This is a genomic window from Rhizobium sp. TH2, assembly GCF_024707525.1.
Classification (GTDB): Bacteria; Pseudomonadota; Alphaproteobacteria; order Rhizobiales; family Rhizobiaceae; genus Rhizobium_E.
Genome location: NZ_CP062231.1, coordinates 145,915 through 165,613 on the forward strand (window position 1 = coordinate 145,915; position 19,699 = coordinate 165,613).

The 19,699-nt window shown below is 62.5% G+C and carries 19 protein-coding genes; 8 read left to right on the top strand and 11 right to left on the bottom strand.

Features of this window, described 5'->3' with window-relative positions; genetic code table 11:
- Positions 1–17 precede the first annotated feature (17 nt).
- Together IHQ71_RS00825 and IHQ71_RS00830 are read right to left on the bottom strand one after the other, a co-directional pair.
- Complete coding sequence (locus tag IHQ71_RS00825) at positions 18–875, bottom strand: amidohydrolase (protein ID WP_258159991.1); 858 nt, start codon at positions 873–875, stop codon at positions 18–20.
- 10 nt (positions 876–885) lie between these two features.
- Positions 886–1,872 (bottom strand): aldo/keto reductase, encoded by a 987-nt coding sequence (locus IHQ71_RS00830; RefSeq protein WP_258159992.1) that lies wholly within the window; start codon positions 1,870–1,872, stop codon positions 886–888.
- A 153-nt stretch (positions 1,873–2,025) separates the two neighbouring features.
- Here IHQ71_RS00830 and IHQ71_RS00835 point away from each other — a divergent pair, with 153 nt between their 5' ends.
- From IHQ71_RS00835 to IHQ71_RS00855, 5 genes are all read left to right on the top strand, one after another.
- Positions 2,026–3,234 (top strand): ABC transporter substrate-binding protein, encoded by a 1,209-nt coding sequence (locus tag IHQ71_RS00835; RefSeq protein WP_258159993.1) that lies wholly within the window; start codon positions 2,026–2,028, stop codon positions 3,232–3,234.
- Positions 3,235–3,309: 75 nt separating this feature from the next.
- Positions 3,310–4,179: a branched-chain amino acid ABC transporter permease gene (locus tag IHQ71_RS00840; RefSeq protein WP_258159994.1), complete on the top strand. Its 870-nt coding sequence runs from the start codon at positions 3,310–3,312 to the stop codon at positions 4,177–4,179.
- Between the two features lie 15 nt (positions 4,180–4,194).
- Positions 4,195–5,205, top strand: coding sequence for a branched-chain amino acid ABC transporter permease (locus IHQ71_RS00845; RefSeq protein WP_258159995.1), 1,011 nt, complete (start codon positions 4,195–4,197; stop codon positions 5,203–5,205).
- The gene (locus IHQ71_RS00850) at positions 5,202–5,924 is read left to right on the top strand and encodes an ABC transporter ATP-binding protein (protein ID WP_258159996.1); all 723 of its coding nucleotides are present in this window, start codon (positions 5,202–5,204) and stop codon (positions 5,922–5,924) included. The genes IHQ71_RS00845 and IHQ71_RS00850 overlap by 4 nt, the downstream gene beginning before the upstream one ends.
- Positions 5,921–6,652 (top strand): ABC transporter ATP-binding protein, encoded by a 732-nt coding sequence (locus IHQ71_RS00855; protein ID WP_258159997.1) that lies wholly within the window; start codon positions 5,921–5,923, stop codon positions 6,650–6,652. Before IHQ71_RS00850 ends, IHQ71_RS00855 begins: the two co-directional genes overlap by 4 nt.
- 57 nt (positions 6,653–6,709) lie before the next feature.
- On the opposite strand, the gene IHQ71_RS00860 is transcribed toward IHQ71_RS00855, so the two are convergent.
- Positions 6,710–7,459: a FadR/GntR family transcriptional regulator gene (locus IHQ71_RS00860; protein WP_258159998.1), complete on the bottom strand. Its 750-nt coding sequence runs from the start codon at positions 7,457–7,459 to the stop codon at positions 6,710–6,712.
- Positions 7,460–7,556: 97 nt separating this feature from the next.
- Between IHQ71_RS00860 and IHQ71_RS00865 the strand changes: the two genes are divergently transcribed.
- Positions 7,557–8,468 (top strand): NAD(P)-dependent oxidoreductase, encoded by a 912-nt coding sequence (locus IHQ71_RS00865; protein WP_258159999.1) that lies wholly within the window; start codon positions 7,557–7,559, stop codon positions 8,466–8,468.
- Positions 8,469–8,519: 51 nt separating this feature from the next.
- Here IHQ71_RS00865 and IHQ71_RS00870 read toward each other — a convergent pair whose 3' ends face one another.
- The 4 genes from IHQ71_RS00870 to IHQ71_RS00885 are packed head-to-tail and all read right to left on the bottom strand — an operon-like array spanning position 8,520 to position 12,323.
- Positions 8,520–9,365 carry a fumarylacetoacetate hydrolase family protein gene (locus IHQ71_RS00870; protein ID WP_258160000.1) on the bottom strand — a complete coding sequence of 282 codons (846 nt, stop codon included), beginning with the start codon at positions 9,363–9,365 and terminating at the stop codon, positions 8,520–8,522.
- Between the two features lie 27 nt (positions 9,366–9,392).
- Positions 9,393–10,136, bottom strand: coding sequence for an SDR family oxidoreductase (locus IHQ71_RS00875; RefSeq protein WP_258160002.1), 744 nt, complete (start codon positions 10,134–10,136; stop codon positions 9,393–9,395).
- An 18-nt stretch (positions 10,137–10,154) separates the two neighbouring features.
- The gene (locus tag IHQ71_RS00880; protein WP_258160003.1) at positions 10,155–10,874 is read right to left on the bottom strand and encodes a FadR/GntR family transcriptional regulator; all 720 of its coding nucleotides are present in this window, start codon (positions 10,872–10,874) and stop codon (positions 10,155–10,157) included.
- A 3-nt stretch (positions 10,875–10,877) separates the two neighbouring features.
- Positions 10,878–12,323, bottom strand: coding sequence for an FAD-binding oxidoreductase (locus IHQ71_RS00885; protein WP_258160004.1), 1,446 nt, complete (start codon positions 12,321–12,323; stop codon positions 10,878–10,880).
- Positions 12,324–12,485: 162 nt separating this feature from the next.
- On the opposite strand from IHQ71_RS00885, the gene gloA reads away from it, so the two are divergent.
- Positions 12,486–12,902 (top strand): lactoylglutathione lyase, encoded by a 417-nt coding sequence (gene gloA / locus IHQ71_RS00890; protein ID WP_258160005.1) that lies wholly within the window; start codon positions 12,486–12,488, stop codon positions 12,900–12,902.
- A 68-nt stretch (positions 12,903–12,970) separates the two neighbouring features.
- Here the strand turns inward: gloA and IHQ71_RS00895 are convergent, their stop codons facing one another.
- The 4 genes from IHQ71_RS00895 to IHQ71_RS00910 form a co-directional block, all read right to left on the bottom strand.
- A complete protein-coding gene (locus tag IHQ71_RS00895) occupies positions 12,971–13,939 on the bottom strand; it encodes an ABC transporter permease (protein ID WP_258160006.1) in 969 nt (322 codons plus the stop codon).
- Between the two features lie 10 nt (positions 13,940–13,949).
- Positions 13,950–15,452 carry a sugar ABC transporter ATP-binding protein gene (locus tag IHQ71_RS00900; RefSeq protein WP_258160007.1) on the bottom strand — a complete coding sequence of 501 codons (1,503 nt, stop codon included), beginning with the start codon at positions 15,450–15,452 and terminating at the stop codon, positions 13,950–13,952.
- A 5-nt stretch (positions 15,453–15,457) separates the two neighbouring features.
- Positions 15,458–16,495: an ABC transporter permease gene (locus IHQ71_RS00905; protein ID WP_258160008.1), complete on the bottom strand. Its 1,038-nt coding sequence runs from the start codon at positions 16,493–16,495 to the stop codon at positions 15,458–15,460.
- A 113-nt stretch (positions 16,496–16,608) separates the two neighbouring features.
- Positions 16,609–17,691, bottom strand: coding sequence for a sugar ABC transporter substrate-binding protein (locus tag IHQ71_RS00910; RefSeq protein ID WP_258160009.1), 1,083 nt, complete (start codon positions 17,689–17,691; stop codon positions 16,609–16,611).
- A 221-nt stretch (positions 17,692–17,912) separates the two neighbouring features.
- On the opposite strand from IHQ71_RS00910, the gene IHQ71_RS00915 reads away from it, so the two are divergent.
- Entirely contained in the window at positions 17,913–19,499 is a 1,587-nt protein-coding gene (locus IHQ71_RS00915) for a GMC family oxidoreductase (protein WP_258160010.1), read from the top strand.
- Positions 19,500–19,699: the final 200 nt, after the last annotated feature.

The window sequence follows — 19,699 nt, forward strand, 5'->3', positions numbered from 1 at the left end:
GCCTACAATGGTCTCTGCTAAACAGACAGCCCATAGGCTTCGATCGCCGATCGGCCGAAGATCTGGTCGCGCTCCGCCGCCGTCAGGTCGCTCAGGCACTCCCGAAGCGCGCCCATTACCTGTGCGTAACTCCCCGCCACGAGGCAGACCGGCCAATCGGTGCCGAACATACAGCGGTCGACCCCGAAAATGTCGATCACCTCCATCACATAAGGTTTGAGATCGACCGGCGTCCATGTCCGCCAGTTGGCCTCCGTCACCATACCGGAGAGCTTGCACCAGACATGCCCGCGTTCGGCACGGAACCCCTGCATGAGTGCAGCCCATTCCTTGAAGCCGTGATTGCGGATCTCCGGCTTGGAAATGTGATCGAGCACGAACCGCTTCTCGGGAAATGCCCTGGCGGTTTCGATGCAGGAAGGCAGTTGTGGTAGGTTGGGCACGAGATCGTAAACAAGCCCCGCATCCTGTACCGCTCGGAGTCCACGTTTCACATCCGGCCGCAGCAACCAGTTGGGATCGCTTTCCGTCTGGATCAGGTGCCGGATGCCGACCAGCCATTTACCCGCGGGACTGGCCTTCAACACCGTGATCGTCTCGCTGACCTCCGGGTCCGTCAGATCGACCCAGCCGACGACACCCTTGACGAAATCCGTTGCTTCGGCGGTGCGGATGAAATCCCAGGTCTCGCCGAGATCGTTCCAGGTCTGCACCAGAACGGTGCCGGTGACACCGTTTTCCCGGAGCGAGGGCCGTAGATCCTCGGGCGCGAATACACGATTGATCGGTTCGAACGGCCCGCTCAGCCAGCCATAGTCACCGCCGCTGGATGGGTTCCAGAAATGATGGTGTGCGTCGATGATGGGAGATGTCATTTTTCTCTCCTCACCAGCGCTGATGCACATAAGGCTTGATCCGGCTGTCATAGATGGCCCGGATCTCGGCCATGGCACTGTCCGGAATCGGCGGCAGCGCGGCAGCCTCGGCATTGGATTTCGCCTGCGCCGGATTGCGCGCGCCGGGAATCGCGACCGTCACCGCATCGAACATCAGGATCCAGCGAAGCGCGAATTTCGCCATCGTCGTATCGCCGGAGACCAGTGGTCGGACGCGCTCGACGGCATCGAGACCGACCTCATAGGGCACACCGGAGAACGTCTCGCCGACGTCAAACGCCTCGCCATTGCGGTTGAACAGGCGGTGGTCGTCGGCCGCGAATTTCGTATCCTTCTTGAACTTGCCGGAGAGCAGGCCGCTGGCGAGCGGCACGCGGGCGATGATCGCCACGTTCTTCTGCTTTGCCAGTTCGAAGAAGCGTTCGATCGGACGCTGGCGGAACGCGTTGAAGACGATCTGGATTGAAACCACGTTGGGATATTCGATCGCCTTCAGCGCTTCCTCGACCCGCTCGACACTGACGCCGTAGTGGCGGATCTTCTTCTGGTCGACGAGCTTGTCGAGCCGGTCGAACACCTCCGGATGATAATAGAGATCGGTCGGTGGGCAGTGGAGCTGCACGAGGTCGAGTGTATCCATGTCGAGATTTTTGCGGCTGCGGTCGATATAGGTGGTGAGGTTTTCCATGCTGTAGCCCTCGACCGTCTGCTGCGGCAACCGCCTGCCGGCCTTGGTCGCGATATAGGGCAGCACGCCGCCGCGTTCCTTCATCACGCGGGCGATCAGTTTCTCCGAATGCCCGTCGCCATAGACGTCCGCCGTGTCGATGAAGGTGATGCCATTGTCGAGCGCGGCATGGAGTGCCGCCAGCGCATCATCATCGTTCACCTCGCCCCAGGCGGCGCCGATGGCCCAGGCTCCAAAGCCGATTTCGCTCACATTGCGGCCTGTGCGGCCAAACGGTCTTTCGCGCATTTGTGCTCTCCCTTTTCGCATTTTCTCTGGTCGTCAAGCTTGTACGACAACCGCGTGGCGATCCGCTTGACATGCCAATGAGATCGTATTAACAGAAAACAGGGTTGTACGACAACCCTGTAAGAATGCAAAATTTGATCGGGAGGATCAACCGTGAGATCTCTGTTATTGAGAGGCGCGTCCATGGCGCTTTGCCTCAGCGCATTCGGCTTGCCTGCAAAGGCCGAGGACATCATCAAGATCGGCGTCATCGCCGCCGAATCGGGCGCCTTCGTCTCGGCCGGCCACACATTGCCGGCGGGCGTCGGGCTCGCCATCAAGCAGATCAACGATGCGGGTGGCATCAAGGTTGGCGACAAGGTCTACAAGCTCGAAATGGTCAAGCGAGACGACCGCACAGATATCGCGACCGCGATTGCCGCCACACAGGAACTGGTGCGCGACGAGAAGGTCGCCGCGATCTTCGGCTCGGAATCACATGATTTCACGCTCGCCATGGCGAAGATCACCCAGCCGGCAAAGATCATCCACTTCGCCGGCAATTCGACGCTCGGCAAGGTGCTGACGCCGGATGGCGTGAAACCCGGCGGCGACGTCCATTATCTCTTCCAGTCCGAGCCGCAGGAGTTCCAGCGTTCAGGCTCCACCGCGCGCGGCGTGCTGTCGCTGCTTGAGCCGCTGCTCGGCTCCAAGCCCAAGAAGTCCGTGATGATCGTCGGCAACGATGCGACCGGCCAGTTCCTGTCGTCCTTCTACTTCACGGCGCTGAAAGCGGAAGGCCAGGAAGTGCCGGATATCATCTTCTACCCGCCGGATACGACTGACTTCTCGCCCTTCCTGACCAAGGCGAAGAGCTTCGATCCCGATGTCATCCACTTCTGGTACAACGGCGACTCGACGCTGACGGCACTGCCGCAGGCGCTCGAACTCGGTGCGGCCAAGAGCTACTTCCTGTTCGGCGTCGATCCCGGCATCTGGAAGGAACGCGGACTGACGGCCGACGTGCCCGTGGCGATGAGCTGCGTGCCGGTCTGCTGGGGCGCGTCGTCCAACCCCAATTCCAAGGCCTATTTCGATGCCTACTTTGCGGCAGGGGCGCCGCATGGCGTGACCTCATCGGTGTCGCTGCTCTATCACGACTATGTCCACTTCCTCGCGGAATCCTGGGTGAAGGCCGGCAGCTTCGACCCCGACAAGACCGTGGATGCGCTGATGTCGATCAAGCATTCCGGCGTCGTCTCCGACAGCCTCGCCTTCAACGAGACCCATCAGGTGACGCATGCAACGGAGGTCTGCGCCGCGGCCCCCGGTGGCGAGATCACTTGCTCGATGCAGCAGCCGCCCGAAAAGGCGCCTGAATAACCAGCCGTAACATTGCGGGAGGCGGGCCTTGCCACGCCTCCCGCACACCTAATTCCAGTTGAAGACGAGAGAACAGTGGACATTCTCCTCCAGCAACTCCTGAACGGGCTATCGATCGCCAGCGTGATCACCCTTATCGCCGTTGGCGTCACCCTGATCTTCGGCCTGACCGGAATCATCAATTTCGCCCATGGCGAATTCCTGATGGTTGGCAGCATCGTGACCTGGCTCGCCGTGAGCTCCGGCATCAGCTTCTGGATCGCCATCGTTCTTGCCATCGTAGCCGTCGCCCTCATGGGCTTCGTGCTCGAGCGCGGCCTGTTCCAGTTCACGCTGACGCGGCCGACCAACGGCTTCATCGTCTCGCTCGGGCTGATCGTGGTTCTCCAGCATATCGTGATTTTCCTCTACGACCCCAACCAGAAGAGCATTCCGCGTCCGCTGGTCACTGTCTGGGAGGTTGCTGGCGTCCGCATCGCCTCGGTGCGGCTCATGGTCATTCTGGTCACGGTCGCCGTGGTCGCGGCAACTTTCATGATGGTGACCCGCAGCCGCTACGGCCGTGCGCTGCGGGCGAGCGTGGAGGATCGTGATACGGCCGCGCTGATGGGCATCCCCGTCAGGCGCTATATCACCGGCGTCTTCGTGCTCGGCAGCGCACTGGCCGGCCTCGGCGGCGCGCTTCTGATCGCGCTATTTCCCATTACGCCCTTCACCGGCGGCACCATGGTCATGAAGGGTTTCGCGGTCGCACTGATCGGCGGCCTGGGCAATCTCTCCGGGGCCGTCGTCGCGGGCCTTATCCTCGGCCTCGTCGAGGGCTTCAGCGCCGGCTACGGCTTCGCAGAATGGACGGACGCCTACTCCTTCGGCCTGATGATCCTCGTTCTGTTGTTCCGGCCGCATGGCCTGTTCGGCGGCACCAGCGGCCCGAAGATGGCGTGAGTTGAAAGCAGCTTCATGAACAGAACGTCTTCCACTTTCCTGTCCCTTCTCCCCGTGCTGATCGCCGTCGCACTTCTGGCGCTGGTGCCGCTCTTCGGCCCGAGCAACCGGCTGCTGTCGCTCGCGATCTCCGCCGGAATCAACATCGTGGCGCTTTACGGGCTCTCCGTGTTGTTCGGTCAGACCGGCATTCTCTCGATGGGGCATGCGGCACTCGTTGGCGTCGGAGCCTATGTCGCGGCGATCTTTGCGCGCGATTTCGGCATCGGCTTCTGGCTGTCGATTCCCGCCGGTGGCCTTCTGGCAGCGGTCGCTGCCGCCATTATCGGCGTGCCATCGCTCAGGGTCAGCGGCCATCATTTCGTGATCATGACCTTCGCCTTCGGCCAGTTGCTGGCGATCGTGCTCACCAATGGCGGGGAATTCACCGGTGCCGCGACCGGCCTCGACCTGCAGATGCCGGTGATGCTGTTCGGCAGCCGCATCGATGATCTCGTGCCCTATTATCTCCTGGTCGTCGGCTTCGTCGCGCTGAGTGCGATCGCAAGCTGGTGGATCATCAATTCAAGCTACGGCCGGACCTTGAGGGCGATCCGCGAGAACGAGAAGCTCGCGGCCTCGCTCGGCATCAATGTCGGCCGCCACAAGATCGGGGCCTTCGTGGTCAGCGGCCTATTCGCCGGGGTCGCAGGCGTGCTGCTGGCCTATTTCTTCCGCCATATCTCGCCCGGCCAGTTCTCATCCTTCCCCAGCATCTATCTCGCACTCATGGTGATGATCGGCGGCGCCCGGCTGTTGCTAGGACCGCTCGCCGGCGGCATCCTGGTCGCCTTCCTGCCTGAAGTGCTGAATCTCGATCCCGTCGAGTCCCGCATCCTCTACGGCATCTGCCTGATCGCCGTGATCCTGCTTCTGCCCAACGGCCTGATCGCGGGCATCGTCGAGGCCTGGCACAGACTGTTCAAGTCACGTGTCTCCGGGCCCGAAATCACGGCCGCCAAGCAGGCATCGGAGGCGGGCCGATGAATGCCATCCTTGATATTCGCGGCCTGCGCAAACAGTTCGGCGGCGTCACGGCGCTCTCCGGCGTCGATCTCTCGATCGAGGAAGGCGAGATCCTCGGCATCGTCGGCCCAAATGGCTCCGGCAAGACAACACTCTTCAATGTCGTGACCGGCGTCTACAAGCCCACCGAGGGCAGCGTCCTATGGCATGGCAAGGACATCACCGGCCTTGCCGCTCATCAGGTGTCCGGCATCGGCATCGGCTATACTTTCCAGCAAGCGATGGCCTTTGCCGGACTGACCGTCATCGAGAACGTGCAGATCGCCTGCGAGCACGCCCGCCGTGGCACGAGGCCCTATCCTTGGACGACGCCGATGGCGCTGCTCGATTTCGTCGGCCTTTCCGCGCTGGCGAATGAACGCGCCGGCGTACTGCCCTTCGGCAATCTCCGCCTTCTCGGCGTTGCACTCGCGCTGGCAACGCGACCAACACTGATCCTGCTCGATGAGCCGGCCGCTGGCCTCAACGATCGCGAGACGGCAACGCTGGTCGGCCTTGTCAGGCAGTTTCCTGACCACGGCATCAGTGTCTGCGTCATCGATCACGACATGAAGCTGATGCGGATGTTGTGCAAACGCCTCGTCGTGCTCGACTTCGGCTCCAAGATCGCCGACGGGCCGACGGAGGACGTGCTGCACGATCCCAAGGTTCTGGAAGTCTACCTGGGAGGCGCGCTGTGACCCTGCTGTCCGTCTCCAATGTCACGACCGGCTACGGCCCGACCACGGTCAATCGCGATGTCTCGCTGACGCTGGGCGAAAACGAGATCGTCACCATCCTCGGGCCAAACGGCGCCGGCAAGTCCACGCTTCTGCGCACGATAGCCGGGCTGGTGAAACCCCGAACCGGCACCGTCACGTTCGATGGCGTCGACCTCACCGGCCAGCCTCCGGATGTGATGGCGAAGCGCGGCGTGGTGCTGGTGCCCGAGGGACGTCGCATCTTTGCCGACATGACGGTCGAGGAGAATATGCGGCTCGGCGCCTATACCCGCCGCGACGGCGACCAGGTCGAGGCCGATATCCTGACCATGGAGAGCTTCTTCCCGATCCTCGCGACCAAGCGGCGCCAGAAGGGCGGCTCGCTCTCCGGCGGCCAGCAGCAGATGCTGGCCATCGCCCGGGGCCTGATGGCACGGCCGCGGGTGCTGCTTCTGGACGAACCATCGCTCGGCCTGTCGCCGCTGCTGGTCAAGGAAATCCAGGCGATCATCCTCGGCATCGGCGAGCGCTTCGGCGCCTCGGTATTGCTGGTCGAGCAGAATGCCGGTCTCGCACTGTCGATCGCCTCGCGCGGCTACCTCATGCAGAACGGCCGCATCGCGATCTCCGGCGCGATCTCCGAATTGCGGGACATGTCGCTGATGCGCGAGCTCTATCTCGGTGGCATCACGGAGCAGGCATCATGAGCCGGGATGCGACAATGGAGGAACCCCATGCCTTTCCACGTCACGCCGCTTGACCGCTCAGTTCATCCGGTAGGCCTGGCCGCGCAGGTCTTCGAAGCGCGCGGCGCTCTTGGTCAGGTGGCCGCGAATGCTGCGTCGGGCCCCGGCCTCGTCGCCCTCGAGAATGGCCGAGAAAATCGCATGATGTTCCTTGCGCATCCGCCCCGCGTGCTTGAGGCGTTCGGCCGGCGTCATGACATCGAGCCGCGCCCATTGCCGCGGCACCATGGCGCTGCCGAATGTGTCGAACAGCCGGGCGTAATAGGAATTCTGCGTGGCGACCAGGATCGAGCGGTGGAAGGCAAAATCCTCCTCGGCGCCATAGCCGCCGGCCGCAATCGCCGCATCCAGCGCATCGAGACGCTCCTTTATACGGACAATATCCTCATCGGTACGTCGTACCGATGCCAGCCCCGCAGCCTCCACTTCGATGCCGAGACGAAGCTCCAGCACGCGCAGCACCTCGTCGATCGATTCGAGATCGTTCGGCACGATGGAGAAGGAGCGCGGATTGGGATCGTTGGCAACGAAGGCGCCGAGCCCCTGCCGCGTGTTGATGAGACCCTTTGCGCGCAGCGTCGCCAGCGCCTCGCGCACGACAGTCCGGCTCACGCCCGTCGCCGTCATGATCGCCTGTTCCGTCGGCAGCCGCTGGCCCGGTTTCAGGTCGCCGGATTCGATCTGTGCGATCAGCGTATCGGCAAGCCCGCTGCGCAGGTTCGGCGTCTGCTGGATCATGTTGAAAAGCGAGGCTTCCTTTTCAGTCATCGTGTTCGAAAATCCTGCGGGCCCGTGGCGATGATGTTAGCTAACTGAATAGCGCGAGAAAAGCAAAACGCACGCTGAGTGCGCATGGGAGGACGACATGAAAGAACGGATCGGCTTCATCGGCCTGGGTGCCATGGGTTCCGGCATGGCGGGCAATCTGCTGGCCAAGGGCTGGCCGCTGACGGTGCTCGCACACACCCGGCGCGAGGCCATCGACCAACTCGTCGCCAAGGGCGCCACGGAGGCTGTGACGCCACGGGAGCTTGCACTTGCCAGCGATGTGGTCATTCTCTGCGTCACTGGATCGCCTCAGGTGGAGCAGATCGTGAAGGGCAGGGATGGTCTCGTCTCCGCCGGCAAGCCGCTCTTGATCGTTGATTGCTCGACCTCAAATCCGGCCGTGACCACCCATCTCGCGCCGGAACTGGCGGCCCAGGGCATCGCGCTCGTTGATGCGCCACTGGCTCGCACTCCGAAGGAAGCGGCCGAGGGCAAGCTCGATGTCATGGTCGGCGGCGCGCCTGAGGCTGTTGCCCGCGCTCGCCCAATCCTGGAAGCCTTCGCGGCGCGGGTCATTCCCACGGGTCCGGTCGGTACGGGACACACGATGAAGCTCCTCAATAACTTCATTTCGATGGGCTATTCCGCAATCTATTCGGAGGCCTTGATGCTCGGCGCCAAGGCCGGCCTCACGCCACACGTCTTCGACAGCGTGCTGCGCGGCAGCCGCATGGATTGCGCCTTCTACCAGGCCTTCTTCGATTTCGTGCTGAACCGCAACGAGAATGCCCAGCGCTTCGCCATGGTCAATGCGCTGAAGGATATGTCCTATCTCGCGTCATTCGCCCATTCGGCCGGCGCGGTGAACCCGATGGGAGCCGCCGTCCGCAACAGTTTTGCGATCGCGGTTGCCGCAGGCCAGGGCGAAGCCTTCGTGCCGGCACTCTCGGATGTCATCGCCGCAGCCAATGGCGTTTCGCTGATCGATCTGCCGAAGGCAGCCGAATAGCTTCGAGCCGAGAAAATCGGGGCGCCACGCGGCGCCCCAACGGTATCGCTGTCAGGCGGCGTCCACCGTCAACTGCGTCTGCTCGCCCAGCCCCTCGATGCCAAGGCGGATCGTCTGGCCGGCGTGCAGGAAAAGCGGCGGCTTCATGCCGAGGCCGACGCCGGGTGGCGTACCGGTCGAGATGATATCGCCCGGCTGCAGGCTCATGAATTGCGAGATGTAATGCACGAGGAAGGACACGCCGAAGATCATCGTCCTGGTCGAGCCGTTCTGCCGCATCGTGCCATCGACCGATAGCCACATCTTGAGGTTCTGCGGATCGGCAATCTCGTCGCGGGTAACGAGCCATGGGCCGATCGGACCGAAGCTGTCGGCCGATTTGCCCTTCGTCCACTGCCCGCCGCGCTCCGCCTGGAATTCGCGTTCGGAGACATCGTTGATGAGGCAATAGCCGGCGACGTGCTTCATCGCATCGGCCTCCTCGACATAGCGCGCCTCGTCGCCGATCACCACGCCGAGTTCGACCTCCCAGTCGGTCTTCTTCGATTTGCGCGGGATGATGACATTGTCGTTCGGGCCGGTAATGGCGCTCGTCGCCTTCATGAAGAGGATCGGCTCATCGGGAATCTTGGCGCCGGTTTCGGCGGCATGGTCGGCATAGTTCAGGCCGACGCAGATGAACTTGCCGGGTCGGACCACGCAGGGACCGATGCGGCCGGGGTCGGCAACCAGCGGCAGGCTTTTCGTGTCGAGCGCGCCGATCCTGGCAATGCCCTCATTGGTCAGCACATCGCCGCCGAGATCATCGACATGGCTGGAGAGGTCGCGGACATTGCCGTCCGCATCGAGAATGCCGGGCTTTTCAAGGCCCTTCTGTCCAAATCGCAGGAGTTTCATCTGTGGTTTCCGTTGGTGAGATTGAGATCAGGCATTGGCCCAGCCGCCATCGATGACCACGGCATTGCCGGTCATGAAGGCGGATTCGTCGCTTGCGAGGTACACCACCAGATTGGCGACCTCCTCGGCCGTGCCGAGGCGACCCATCGGCTGGCGAGAAATGAAGGACGCCCGCGCCTGGTCATAGTCGCCGAGCGCCCGCATGCGGTCCTGCAGTGACGGGCTTTCGATGGTGCCGGGGCAGATGCAATTGGCACGGATGCCTTTGGTTACATAGTCCAGCGCCACCGACTTGGTCAGCCCGATCACCGCAGCCTTGGTCGTGCCGTAGATGAAGCGGTTGGGTGCGGCGATGACGGTCGAGGCGACCGAGGCCATGTTGACGATCGTACCGCTGCCACGCTCGATCATGCCCGGCAGCAGGGCACGGATCATCCGGTACATAGCGCGGACGTTGAGGGCGACAGAGAAGTCGAACGCATCCTCGTCGCAGTCGAGGATCGTGCCATTATGCACGAAACCCGCACAGTTGAAGAGGATATCAGGTGCTTCGATGCCGGCTGCGAATTGCTTGATCGCGTCAGGATTCAGCACATCGAGCCTGCGCGTCACGACACCCTCGACCTCTTTGAGCGAGGCGAGCTTGCCCTCGTCGATATCGGTCGCGATGACCTTTGCGCCTTCACGCGCGAAGGCCAGCACCGAGGCATGGCCCATCCCCTGGCCGGCCGCTGTCACGACCGCCGTCTTGCCTTCCAATCTACCTGTCATTCCTGATTTTCCTGTGGTTCAATCCGTCTTGAAATCCGGCAGGCCGACGCGCTGCGCGGCCCCGGCGAGATGGTGCTGCATGGCGGCCTGCGCTTCCGCCGGGTTACCGGCCTCGATCGCATCGAGGATGCGGCGATGTTCGCCGAGCGTGATGCTGGCCATGTCGTCGGAGCGCTGCTGGTTGCCGGCCGCGAGAATACTGTCGCGCACGCGTTCCGACACGAATGTCAGGAACTGCACCATGTACGGGTTGCCGGTGGCGGCTGCGACGGTGCGGTGGAATTCGAGATCGGTCTTCAGCCACATGACGCTGCCATAAGGTGCGGCGGTCATCGTATCGAGCGCCTGATGCATCCTGGCGAGGTCCTCGTCGGTGCGGCGCTTGGCGGCGAGTGCCGCCGCCTCGACTTCGAGAATGCCGCGCAGTTCGAACAGGCTGAGATAAGCGTTGGCTTGCTGGAGCGCATCGTAGTCGATCGTCAGCACGGTCGTGTTGGCCGCGTCCGTCACGAAGGCGCCGCGACCCTGCTGCGACCAGATCCGACCCTCCGAACGCAGTCGGGCGATCGCCTCGCGCACCACGTTGCGGCTCACCCCGAACGTCTGCGCCAAGGCCTGTTCGGTCGGCAACTGGTCGCCTGGCTTCAGCCTGCCCTCGGCGATTTCGCGCGAGATCGAACTCGCCACCAGCGTGGAAAGATGTGGCCCGCGATTGACCTTGTCCAGTTTGAGCACCATCGGCTAATCATGCCCCCTAGCGTTGCGCGCCGCCAGAATGCGGCCTTCGCTCATGATGTGCTTCGGATCAAGCGCATCCTTTATCCGGCCGGCAAGCTCAAGCGCCACCGGATCGGCGCGATCGAGAAAAGCCTGCTGCTTGACCTTGCCGACGCCATGCTCGGCGCTGATCGAGCCGCCGTGATTGTCGATGACGTCGAAGATCACCTCTTCGGTGGCATGGAATAGTGCTTCCATTTCCTCCGGACCCATATGTTCCGGCGGCACGATGTTGAGATGGATATTGCCGTCGCCGACATGGCCATAGGTCACCGGCAACGCATCGGGATGGCTTGCCTTGAGCGCCGCGAGCGCATCGGAAACGAAAGCCGCCAGGCTCGAAATCGGCACCGAGACATCGGTGCGCAGATAGCGCCCGCCACGGCCCTGCCACTCCACCATCATCTCGCGCAGCATCCAGAGCCGCGCGGCCTGGGCACGGTTCGAGGCGACAACACCATCGAGCACAATATCCCCAGCATCGCCGAGGAAGCCTTCGAGCAGCGCGCGCAGATCGACCCGGCCGCCGGCGGAAACCTCGATCAGCACATAAACGGGGTAGGGGCTGGAAAGCGGATCGCCCATCGCGGCGGGCGAGCGCATGGCGATCTCGATGCCACCACGCAGGATCAGCTCGAAAGCGGTCAGCAGGTCGCTGCATTCGCGCCGTGCGCGGGCATAGAGTTCCATTGCCTTCTCGACGGATTCGACGCCCACCAGAGCAGTCTCGATCTGCGTCGGCCGCGGAAAGATCTTCAGCGCCGCGGCGGTGATGACGCCGAGCGTCCCTTCGCTGCCGATAAAGAGCTGCTTGAGATCATAGCCTCTATTGTCCTTGCGCAGCGTCTTCAGCCCGTTCCACACGCGTCCATCCGGCAGCACGACTTCCAGCCCGAGCACCAGATCGCGGGTCATGCCGTAGCGCAGCACATTGAAGCCGCCGGCATTGGTGGCGACATTGCCGCCGATCTGACAGCTTCCCTGTGCCCCGAAAGTGATCGGCAGGATGCAATCAGCCGCCTCCGCGCGCGTCTTCGCCTCTTCGAGGATGCAGCCGGCCTCTACCACCATGGCGAAATCGATCGCGCTCACCGAGCGCACCTTGTTCAGGCGCTCCAGTGAAATCACCACCTCGCCCGAGGGAAAGCTTGCGACGGCGGCGCCGACAAGGCCGGTCAGCCCGCCCTGCGGCACGACATGGATGCCTTCTGCATTGCAATGGCGGAGCAGTGCGCTCACTTCTTCGACGGAACGCGGTCGCGCAACCGCCAGCGGTCGTGCATAATGATCGCCCGACCAGTCGCGGCTGAAGCGTAGAAGATCGTCGTCCGCCGTCAGCAACATGCCTTCCGGCATGGCTGAGGCCAGGGCGGCAAGCGCTTTGGCCTGGGGGTCTGGCGGGGCATTCATCGCTTCTGCTCCATTTCACGCCGAAAGAGGGCTGGACAATTGGCCTAGTTGCATGGTTATCATACAACACTGGTTTCGAACATCAAGTGCGCGCGCCGTTTCCAGGTCGCTTCGTTCACAAAAATCAGTGTAAAAACGAACACTTGCAGGAGGAAGGTTACAATGGGCGCTGCGTCCGGCAATTTCCGTATGATGCACACGATGATCCGGGTGATGGATCTCGACAAGTCGATCAAGTTCTATACCGAACTGCTCGGCATGACGCTGCTGCGCAGGGACGATTATCCCGGCGGCAAATTCACCAATGCCTTCGTCGGTTACGGTCCCGAGGACACCGAATGTGTCGTCGAGCTGACGCTGAACTGGGGCAGGGAAGAACCCTATGACCTCGGCACCGGCTTCGGCCATCTCGCGCTCGGCGTCAGGGATATTTATGCGGTCTGCTCGGCACTCGAAAAGCAGGGCGCCAAGATCCCGCGTCCGCCGGGTCCGATGCTGCACGGCACGACCCACATCGCCTTCATCGAGGATCCCGACGGCTACAAGATCGAACTGATCGACCTCAACACGATGGGCTGAAGCTTCAAGGGAATCGCGCCTCCGGGTGCGGTTCCCCACTTTCTCCACCTCAGTGGGCGACCGCCGCCTCATTTGATGATCGCAATCTTGCTGCGGTCGATCGTGATCGCCACGGCGAGGATCAGCACCGCGCCGAACACCACGTTCTCGAAGAAAATGTTGACGCCGACGAAGGTCATGCCGATGCGCACGATCGAGATGATCAGCGCGCCGACCGCCGTCCGCGCCACGCCACCAAGCCCCCCAGTGATTGCCGTGCCACCGACGATGACGGCGGCAATGGCCGGCAGAAGCAACTGATTGGCAAGGCTCGGCGAACCCGATGACAGGCGCGCGGCCAAGATGACGCCGGCAATCGCCGCCAGCATGCCCGACACGGCAAAAGCGATGATCTTGGTGCGATTGACATTGATGCCAGCGGCAATTGCGGCAGGCTCACCGGCGCCGACAGCGATGCTGTGGCGGCCAAACCGTGTATAGCGCAGTGCAAGGAACGCGATCACCCCCACGATCGCGGCGATGATCACCACGACAGGCATGCCCGCGATATCGGCATTGATCCAGGACGTATTCGCGCGGCCCGCTTCCTCGATGGTGATCGCCCGCCCATTGGCGCTCCAGAGTGCGATGCCGGCCACCACGCCACCCGTGGCGAGCGTCGCGACGAAGGACGGCACGCGCAGCCTCACATGCACGATGCCGCTCAATATGCCGAAAGCGAGCCCCGCTAGTATCGCCACCGGAAAGGCCAGCAGGCCGAGCGATGGCAGCAACTGTGCAAGGATGACGCTCGCGAGCGATGCGACGGCTTGAATTGACAGGTCGATGCCGCCGATCAGGATCACGAAGGTGACGCCGGTCGCGAGGATGAACAGCACGGCAGTATTGGCGAGCAACAGTGTCAGCGTCTCTCCGGTGAGGAAGCCCGGCGAGCCGATCTCGACGATCAGCACCAATACCACCAGCAGCGCCGGAGGGATGGCGCCCTGCGCCCAGCCAGTGGCGAGCAGGGATTTGAGGTCCGCGAGGTTCTTCATATTCCGCTCCTCACACCATTGCCTTCAGGAGATCGACCTGATCAGGCTTCTTGCCGGGGCTCGCATCGAAGCGCGCGGTCACCTCGCCGTCGCGCATGACCAGCACCTGATGCGAAAGTCCGATCGTCTCTTCCAGCGTGTCCGAGATCAGCAGGATCGCGACGCCCTGCTCGGAGAGATCGCGCACGAGATCGTAGACCTCCTCCTTGGCGCCGACATCGAGCCCGCGTGTCGGATGATCGAGGATCAATATGCGTGAGCCGGCCGTCATCCACCGCGCCAGCACGACCTTCTGCTGGTTTCCGCCCGAGAGGTTGCGGCAGGCCGCATCCGGTCCGGGCGCCTTGATCCTGAGCCGCTTGATCCAGTCGCTCGCCAGCCTCCGTTCAAGCCGATAATCGATGCGGCCGTTCTTCATCACGGCTGAAAGGTCGGCGAGCGATATATTCTCCGCGACGGAGAGGAACATCACCAGCCCCTCGACCCGCCGCTCGCGCGGGATATAGCCAATGCTCTTCTTCACGGCCTGTTCGGGCGAGGTGAAATTCACCGCCTCGCCCTTGACCTTCAATGTGCCCGACGTATGCGGCAGGAAGCCGCCGATCGCGCGTGTCACCTCCTCGCGGCCGGAGCCGACAACACCGGCAATCCCGACGATCTCACCGGCGCGGATCGTCAAGTCGACATCGGAGAAAGCGCCGCTTGCGCCAAGACGCGCGGCATCGAGAACGATCTCGCTCTGCGGCGCGCGCTGGCGGCCCTCCCTGTAATATTCGGTCTGCAGTCCGCGGCCGACCATGATCTCATGCAGTTGCGGCGCGGTGACCTCGCCGGTCTTGTGCTCGGCCACCACCTCGCCGTCCTTCATCGTATAGACGCGGTCGGAGATCCTCAGAACCTCATCGAGCCGGTGCGAGACAAACACGAAGCTCGCCCGCTTCTTGAGCGAGCGGACACGGTTGAACAGGATATCGATATCGGCGCCTGATAGTACGGAGGTCGGCTCGTCGAGCAGGATCACCAGCGGCCTGTCGACGGTTTCCTCGAGCGTCAGGGCCTTGGCGAGTTCCACCATCTGGCGGGCGGCGAAGGTGAGTTCGGAGGTTCGTGCCGTCACATCGATCTCGACGCCGATCTTCGACAATTGCCGACGTGCCGCCTCGTGCATCGCCTTCCAATTGACCAGCCCCATGCGGATGAACTGGCCTTCCTGGCCGATATAGATGTTCTCCGCGACGGACATATTGAGCAGCAGCGACTGTTCCTGGAACACCATGCCGATGCCGTGAAGTCCGGCATCGCGCGCGCCCTTCAGCTTCAGTGGCTGACCATCAAGCACCAGCGTGCCGGAATCCGGCCTATGCGTGCCGGCCAGCACGCGCATGAGCGTGGATTTGCCGGCGCCGTTCTCGCCGATCAGGCCGACCACTTCGTTCGGGCGCACTTCGATGCTGACGTCCTTGAGAGCCTGGACGCCGGTGAAGGATTTGCTGATGCCATTTGCTGCGAGCATGGAGGTCACTTCACGATTTTGAGGCGGAGGCGATCGAGCGACAGCGCCACGGCGGCGATGATCATCAGGCCCTGGACGGTTTGCTGGATATAGGGCGAGATGCCGAGCAGAATCATGCCATTGGCGAGAACCGTGACGATCAGCACGCCAACCAGCGTGTTGAACACGCCACCTTCGCCGCCGGTCAGCGCGGTGCCGCCCACGACCACTGCCGTCACCGCCGCAAACAGCCGGCCATCGGCGATCACCGCATTGGATTGGCCGAGTTGGGCGGCGGCAAGCACGCCCGCGATGCCGAAGAAGAAGCCGGCCAGTCCGAAGGCAAGGATGCGCACCCGGCGCAGATTGATGCCCGAGAGTTCGGCGACGTCCTCACCACCGCCGATAGCCATGATGTGGCGGCCGAACCGCGTGTGATACTGGATCACGGCGGCCAGCAGGAAGGCACCCAGCGCCACCCAGACCGCCAGCGGCAGGCCGAGAAACCGGCTGAGCGCCAGCGACCGGATCGACGGGTCCATCAACCGGATCGCCGAGCCGCCGAGCATATAGACGGAAAAGCCCAGCCCGATGAACCACATGCCCAGCGTCGCCATGAAGGACGGAATGCGGAGAAACGTCTGCACCACGCCGTTGATCAGGCCCATGCAGGTCGCGGCGGCAATGGCGCCGAGCACGGCCAGCCAGCCATATTGATTGGCATTGGCGTCATTGGTGGCGAGCAGAACCAGCACCATGGCGGCAACCGACAGCGCCCCCTCGACCGAGAGATCGATGCTGCCGAGCAGGATGATGAAGGTCATGCCCATGGCGAGCGTCAGCGGCACGGCGGCGGAATTGGCGACGCGCACGAGATTGCGAAGTTCGATGAAATTCGGATTGGCGATGGCAATCAGCAAGCAGAGGCCGATCAGCACGGCGAGCGGCGCATAGGACCGCCAGTGGCGTGCACCGTTTCCGCGCACAAGACGGCCGAGAAGCGTGTCCATGGTGTTCGGCTCCGGATCGGAGACAGCATTCATCTGATCGGTATTGATGGTCAAGGCATTTTACCCCGGCATATCAGCATTCAAGGATCCGGATTTGGGTAGCCGGCGGCAGGGAGATGCCGCCGGCGATACAGGCGCGATTCGGACGCGCGCTGCGGGAGAAAGTGTCAGACGCGGATCGGACCGACCACGCGGCCCCAGATATCGTTCCAGTCCATGGTCGGCTTGGAGTCGATATTGGTCTTGTAATACTCCTCCACATTGGCCTTTTCGATCAGCACGACCTTGCCGTAGAACTCGCGATGTTCCGGCGGCTCGGTGGCGGGGTCGAACTTCTTCATCAGCGCGTTGAGGCCGATTGAGAGCCCCATGCCACCCTGCCAGAAGGGATCGGAGGTGATGGTGCAGGCAAACTCGCCCGAGCGCACCGCATCCACCGCCGTCTTGATGCCGTCGATGCCGACGACCGGCACCTTGCCCGCGAGATCCTCCGCGCGCAGGGCTTCCAATGCACCGGTGCCCATGTCGTCATTGGCGGCCCAGATGCCCTTGATCTCGTCGCCGAAGCGGGTGAGCAGGTTGGAGGTCAGGTCGAAGGCTTCGGTCGATTTCCAGTTGGCGACCTGGAAGTCCAGGAGCTTGATATTGGGATTGGCCGCGAGCGCCTCGTCGAGGCCCTTCTTGCGTTCGATCGCCGCCGTGGTGGAGATCATGCCGCCGAGCGCGATGATGCCGCCCGATCCGCCGATCGACTTGAAGAGGATTTCGGCGATCTGCTTGCCGCTCGCAATACCGTCGAATTCGATATGCGAGATGTAATTGGGATTGAAATCCTTGGGATGCAGGTCCGCTGGCTTGTTCCACTGGGTGACGACATAGGCGCCGGCCTTGGCGCAGGCCTCGACGATCGGCCTTGCGTCCGGCGTATCGTTAGGGTCGGAATTCAGCACCATGTTGCCGCCGGTTTTCGCAAGCATTGCCTTGATGTCGGCGATACCCTTTTCGCTATTGCCTTCGGAAACCAGCGTCACATGCTCAAGCCCGGCCGCGGCAGCAAAAGCTTCGGCGCCCTGCTTCCACACCGCATGATAGGGGTTGGAGAGCGAGCGGATCGAGGTCACCAGTGTCGGCTTGTCGGCGGCGAGAAGACCCTTCGGCATGGCCGCGACGGCGAGACCCGCGGCCGTGCCCAGCATCAGGGTGCGGCGATTGATTTCGCCAGAATGCAGAAAATCCTGTCTGTCCTTCATCACGATTCCTCCCGTTGAAACTTGTCAGGTTCAGGCCTCCTCCAGACCGATGCCGAACCCTGCTCGATGATGTAGCACAGGAATATTTGTACGACAACCCTTCAAGACGATAACCGTACCCTTTCCCTTGACGGCCCTCCATAGAGTTGAGATTGTGTGTGCGAATCTGTGCGGAATGGTGTTGATATCCGGCTGGCTTTGAGCCGGTCGTGGGAGGAAATATGGTCGATTACATCATCGTTGGCGGCGGCTCTGCCGGCTGCGTTCTCGCCACCCGGCTGAGCGAGGATCCGTCAGTCAAGGTCACGCTGCTTGAGGCCGGCCCGCGCGACACCAATATGTATATCCATCTGCCCGTGGGCTTCTTCAAGATGACGGCGGGACCGTTGATCTGGGGCTACGAGACCGCACCGGGCAAGGAAATCGCCGGGCGCAAGATGATCTACCCGCAGGCCCGTGTTCTCGGCGGCGGCAGTTCCATCAACGCCCAGGTCTTCACCCGCGGCTGTCCGGAAGATTACGACGGCTGGGCCAGCGAGCATGGCTGTGCCGGCTGGGCCTACAAGGATATCGTGCAATATTTCCGCAAGTCGGAAGGCAACGACACATTTGGAGGTGAGCATCATGGCACCGAAGGTCCGCTCGGTGTCAGCTCGCAGGCGCCGCACGCGCTGACACGGGTCTTCGTGCGGGCCGCGCAGGAGGCAGGCCTGCCCTTCAATGCCGATTTCAATGGTGGCTCGCAGGCAGGCACCGGATTCTACCAGACGACGACCAAGGGAGGAAAACGCTCCAGCACCGCTGTCGGCTATCTCCGTCCGGCGCTCAGCCGCGCCAATCTCACTGTCCGCACCGATGTCACCGTCGGCCGGATCTCAATCGAGAACGGCGTCGCAGTCGGCGTTGAAGTCATCGAGAACGGCCGGCCCGTCGTACTTCGCGCGGAAAGGGAGGTGATCGTCACCTCCGGGGCGATCGGCTCGCCGAAGCTTCTCATGCTCTCGGGCCTCGGGCCCGCCGATCATCTGCGCGATACCGAAGTCGATGTCGTGCGCGATCTGCCCGAGGTGGGCCGCAACCTGCAGGACCACATGGATGTCGATGTGCTGGCCGAACTCTCCGGCCCTCACGGCATCGATCGCTACAAGAAGAAGCGCTGGCAGGCTATGGCGGGCTTGGAATACATGCTGTTCGGCAAGGGACCGGTCGCGTCGAATATCGTCGAAGGCGGCGCGTTCTGGTGGGGCGACAAATCAGAGAAGACGCCCGATCTCCAGTTCCACTTCCTGCCCGGTGCCGGCGTTGAGGAGGGCATCGGCACCGTACCGGGTGGTGATGGCTGCACGCTGAACTCCTATCATCTCCGCCCACGCTCGCGCGGCAGCGTGACGCTGAAATCCGCCGACCTGCGCGATGCCCCGGTGATCGACCCCAATCCGTTCGCGGAGCCTTACGATCTCGACCGCGCCGTTGATGGCATCAAGATCAGCCAGGAAATCCTCTCGCAGGCGGCCTTCCGGCCCTACATCAAGCGCCTATATCTTCCTGATGGCAATGTGCGCACCAAGAGCGACTACGAGCAGTTCGCGCGCGAATATGGCCGCTCGGCCTATCACCCCGTCGGCACCTGCCGGATGGGGTTGGACGCTCAATCGGTCGTCGATCCGGACCTGAAGGTACGCGGCATCGACCATCTCAGGATCTGCGACAGTTCAATCATGCCGTCGCTGATCTCATCCAACACCAATGCCGCCACGGTGATGATCGCGGAGAAGGCAGCCGACCTCATCAGGGGCGTGTCAAACTAACGGTACACCTTGCGAACTAGGCGCGTGATCGTCGCGAACTGACGCGGCTTCCGACCAGATCCTTTCCCACGATAACCCGATGTTGAATTCACATCGCCGGGCACGCGGAATATATTGTGCGCGACCTCGAATGAGAGGAATATGCGTATCGAGCTGGAGGCTCGCTGACGATGAAAGCGATAGAATTCCATAGATAATAG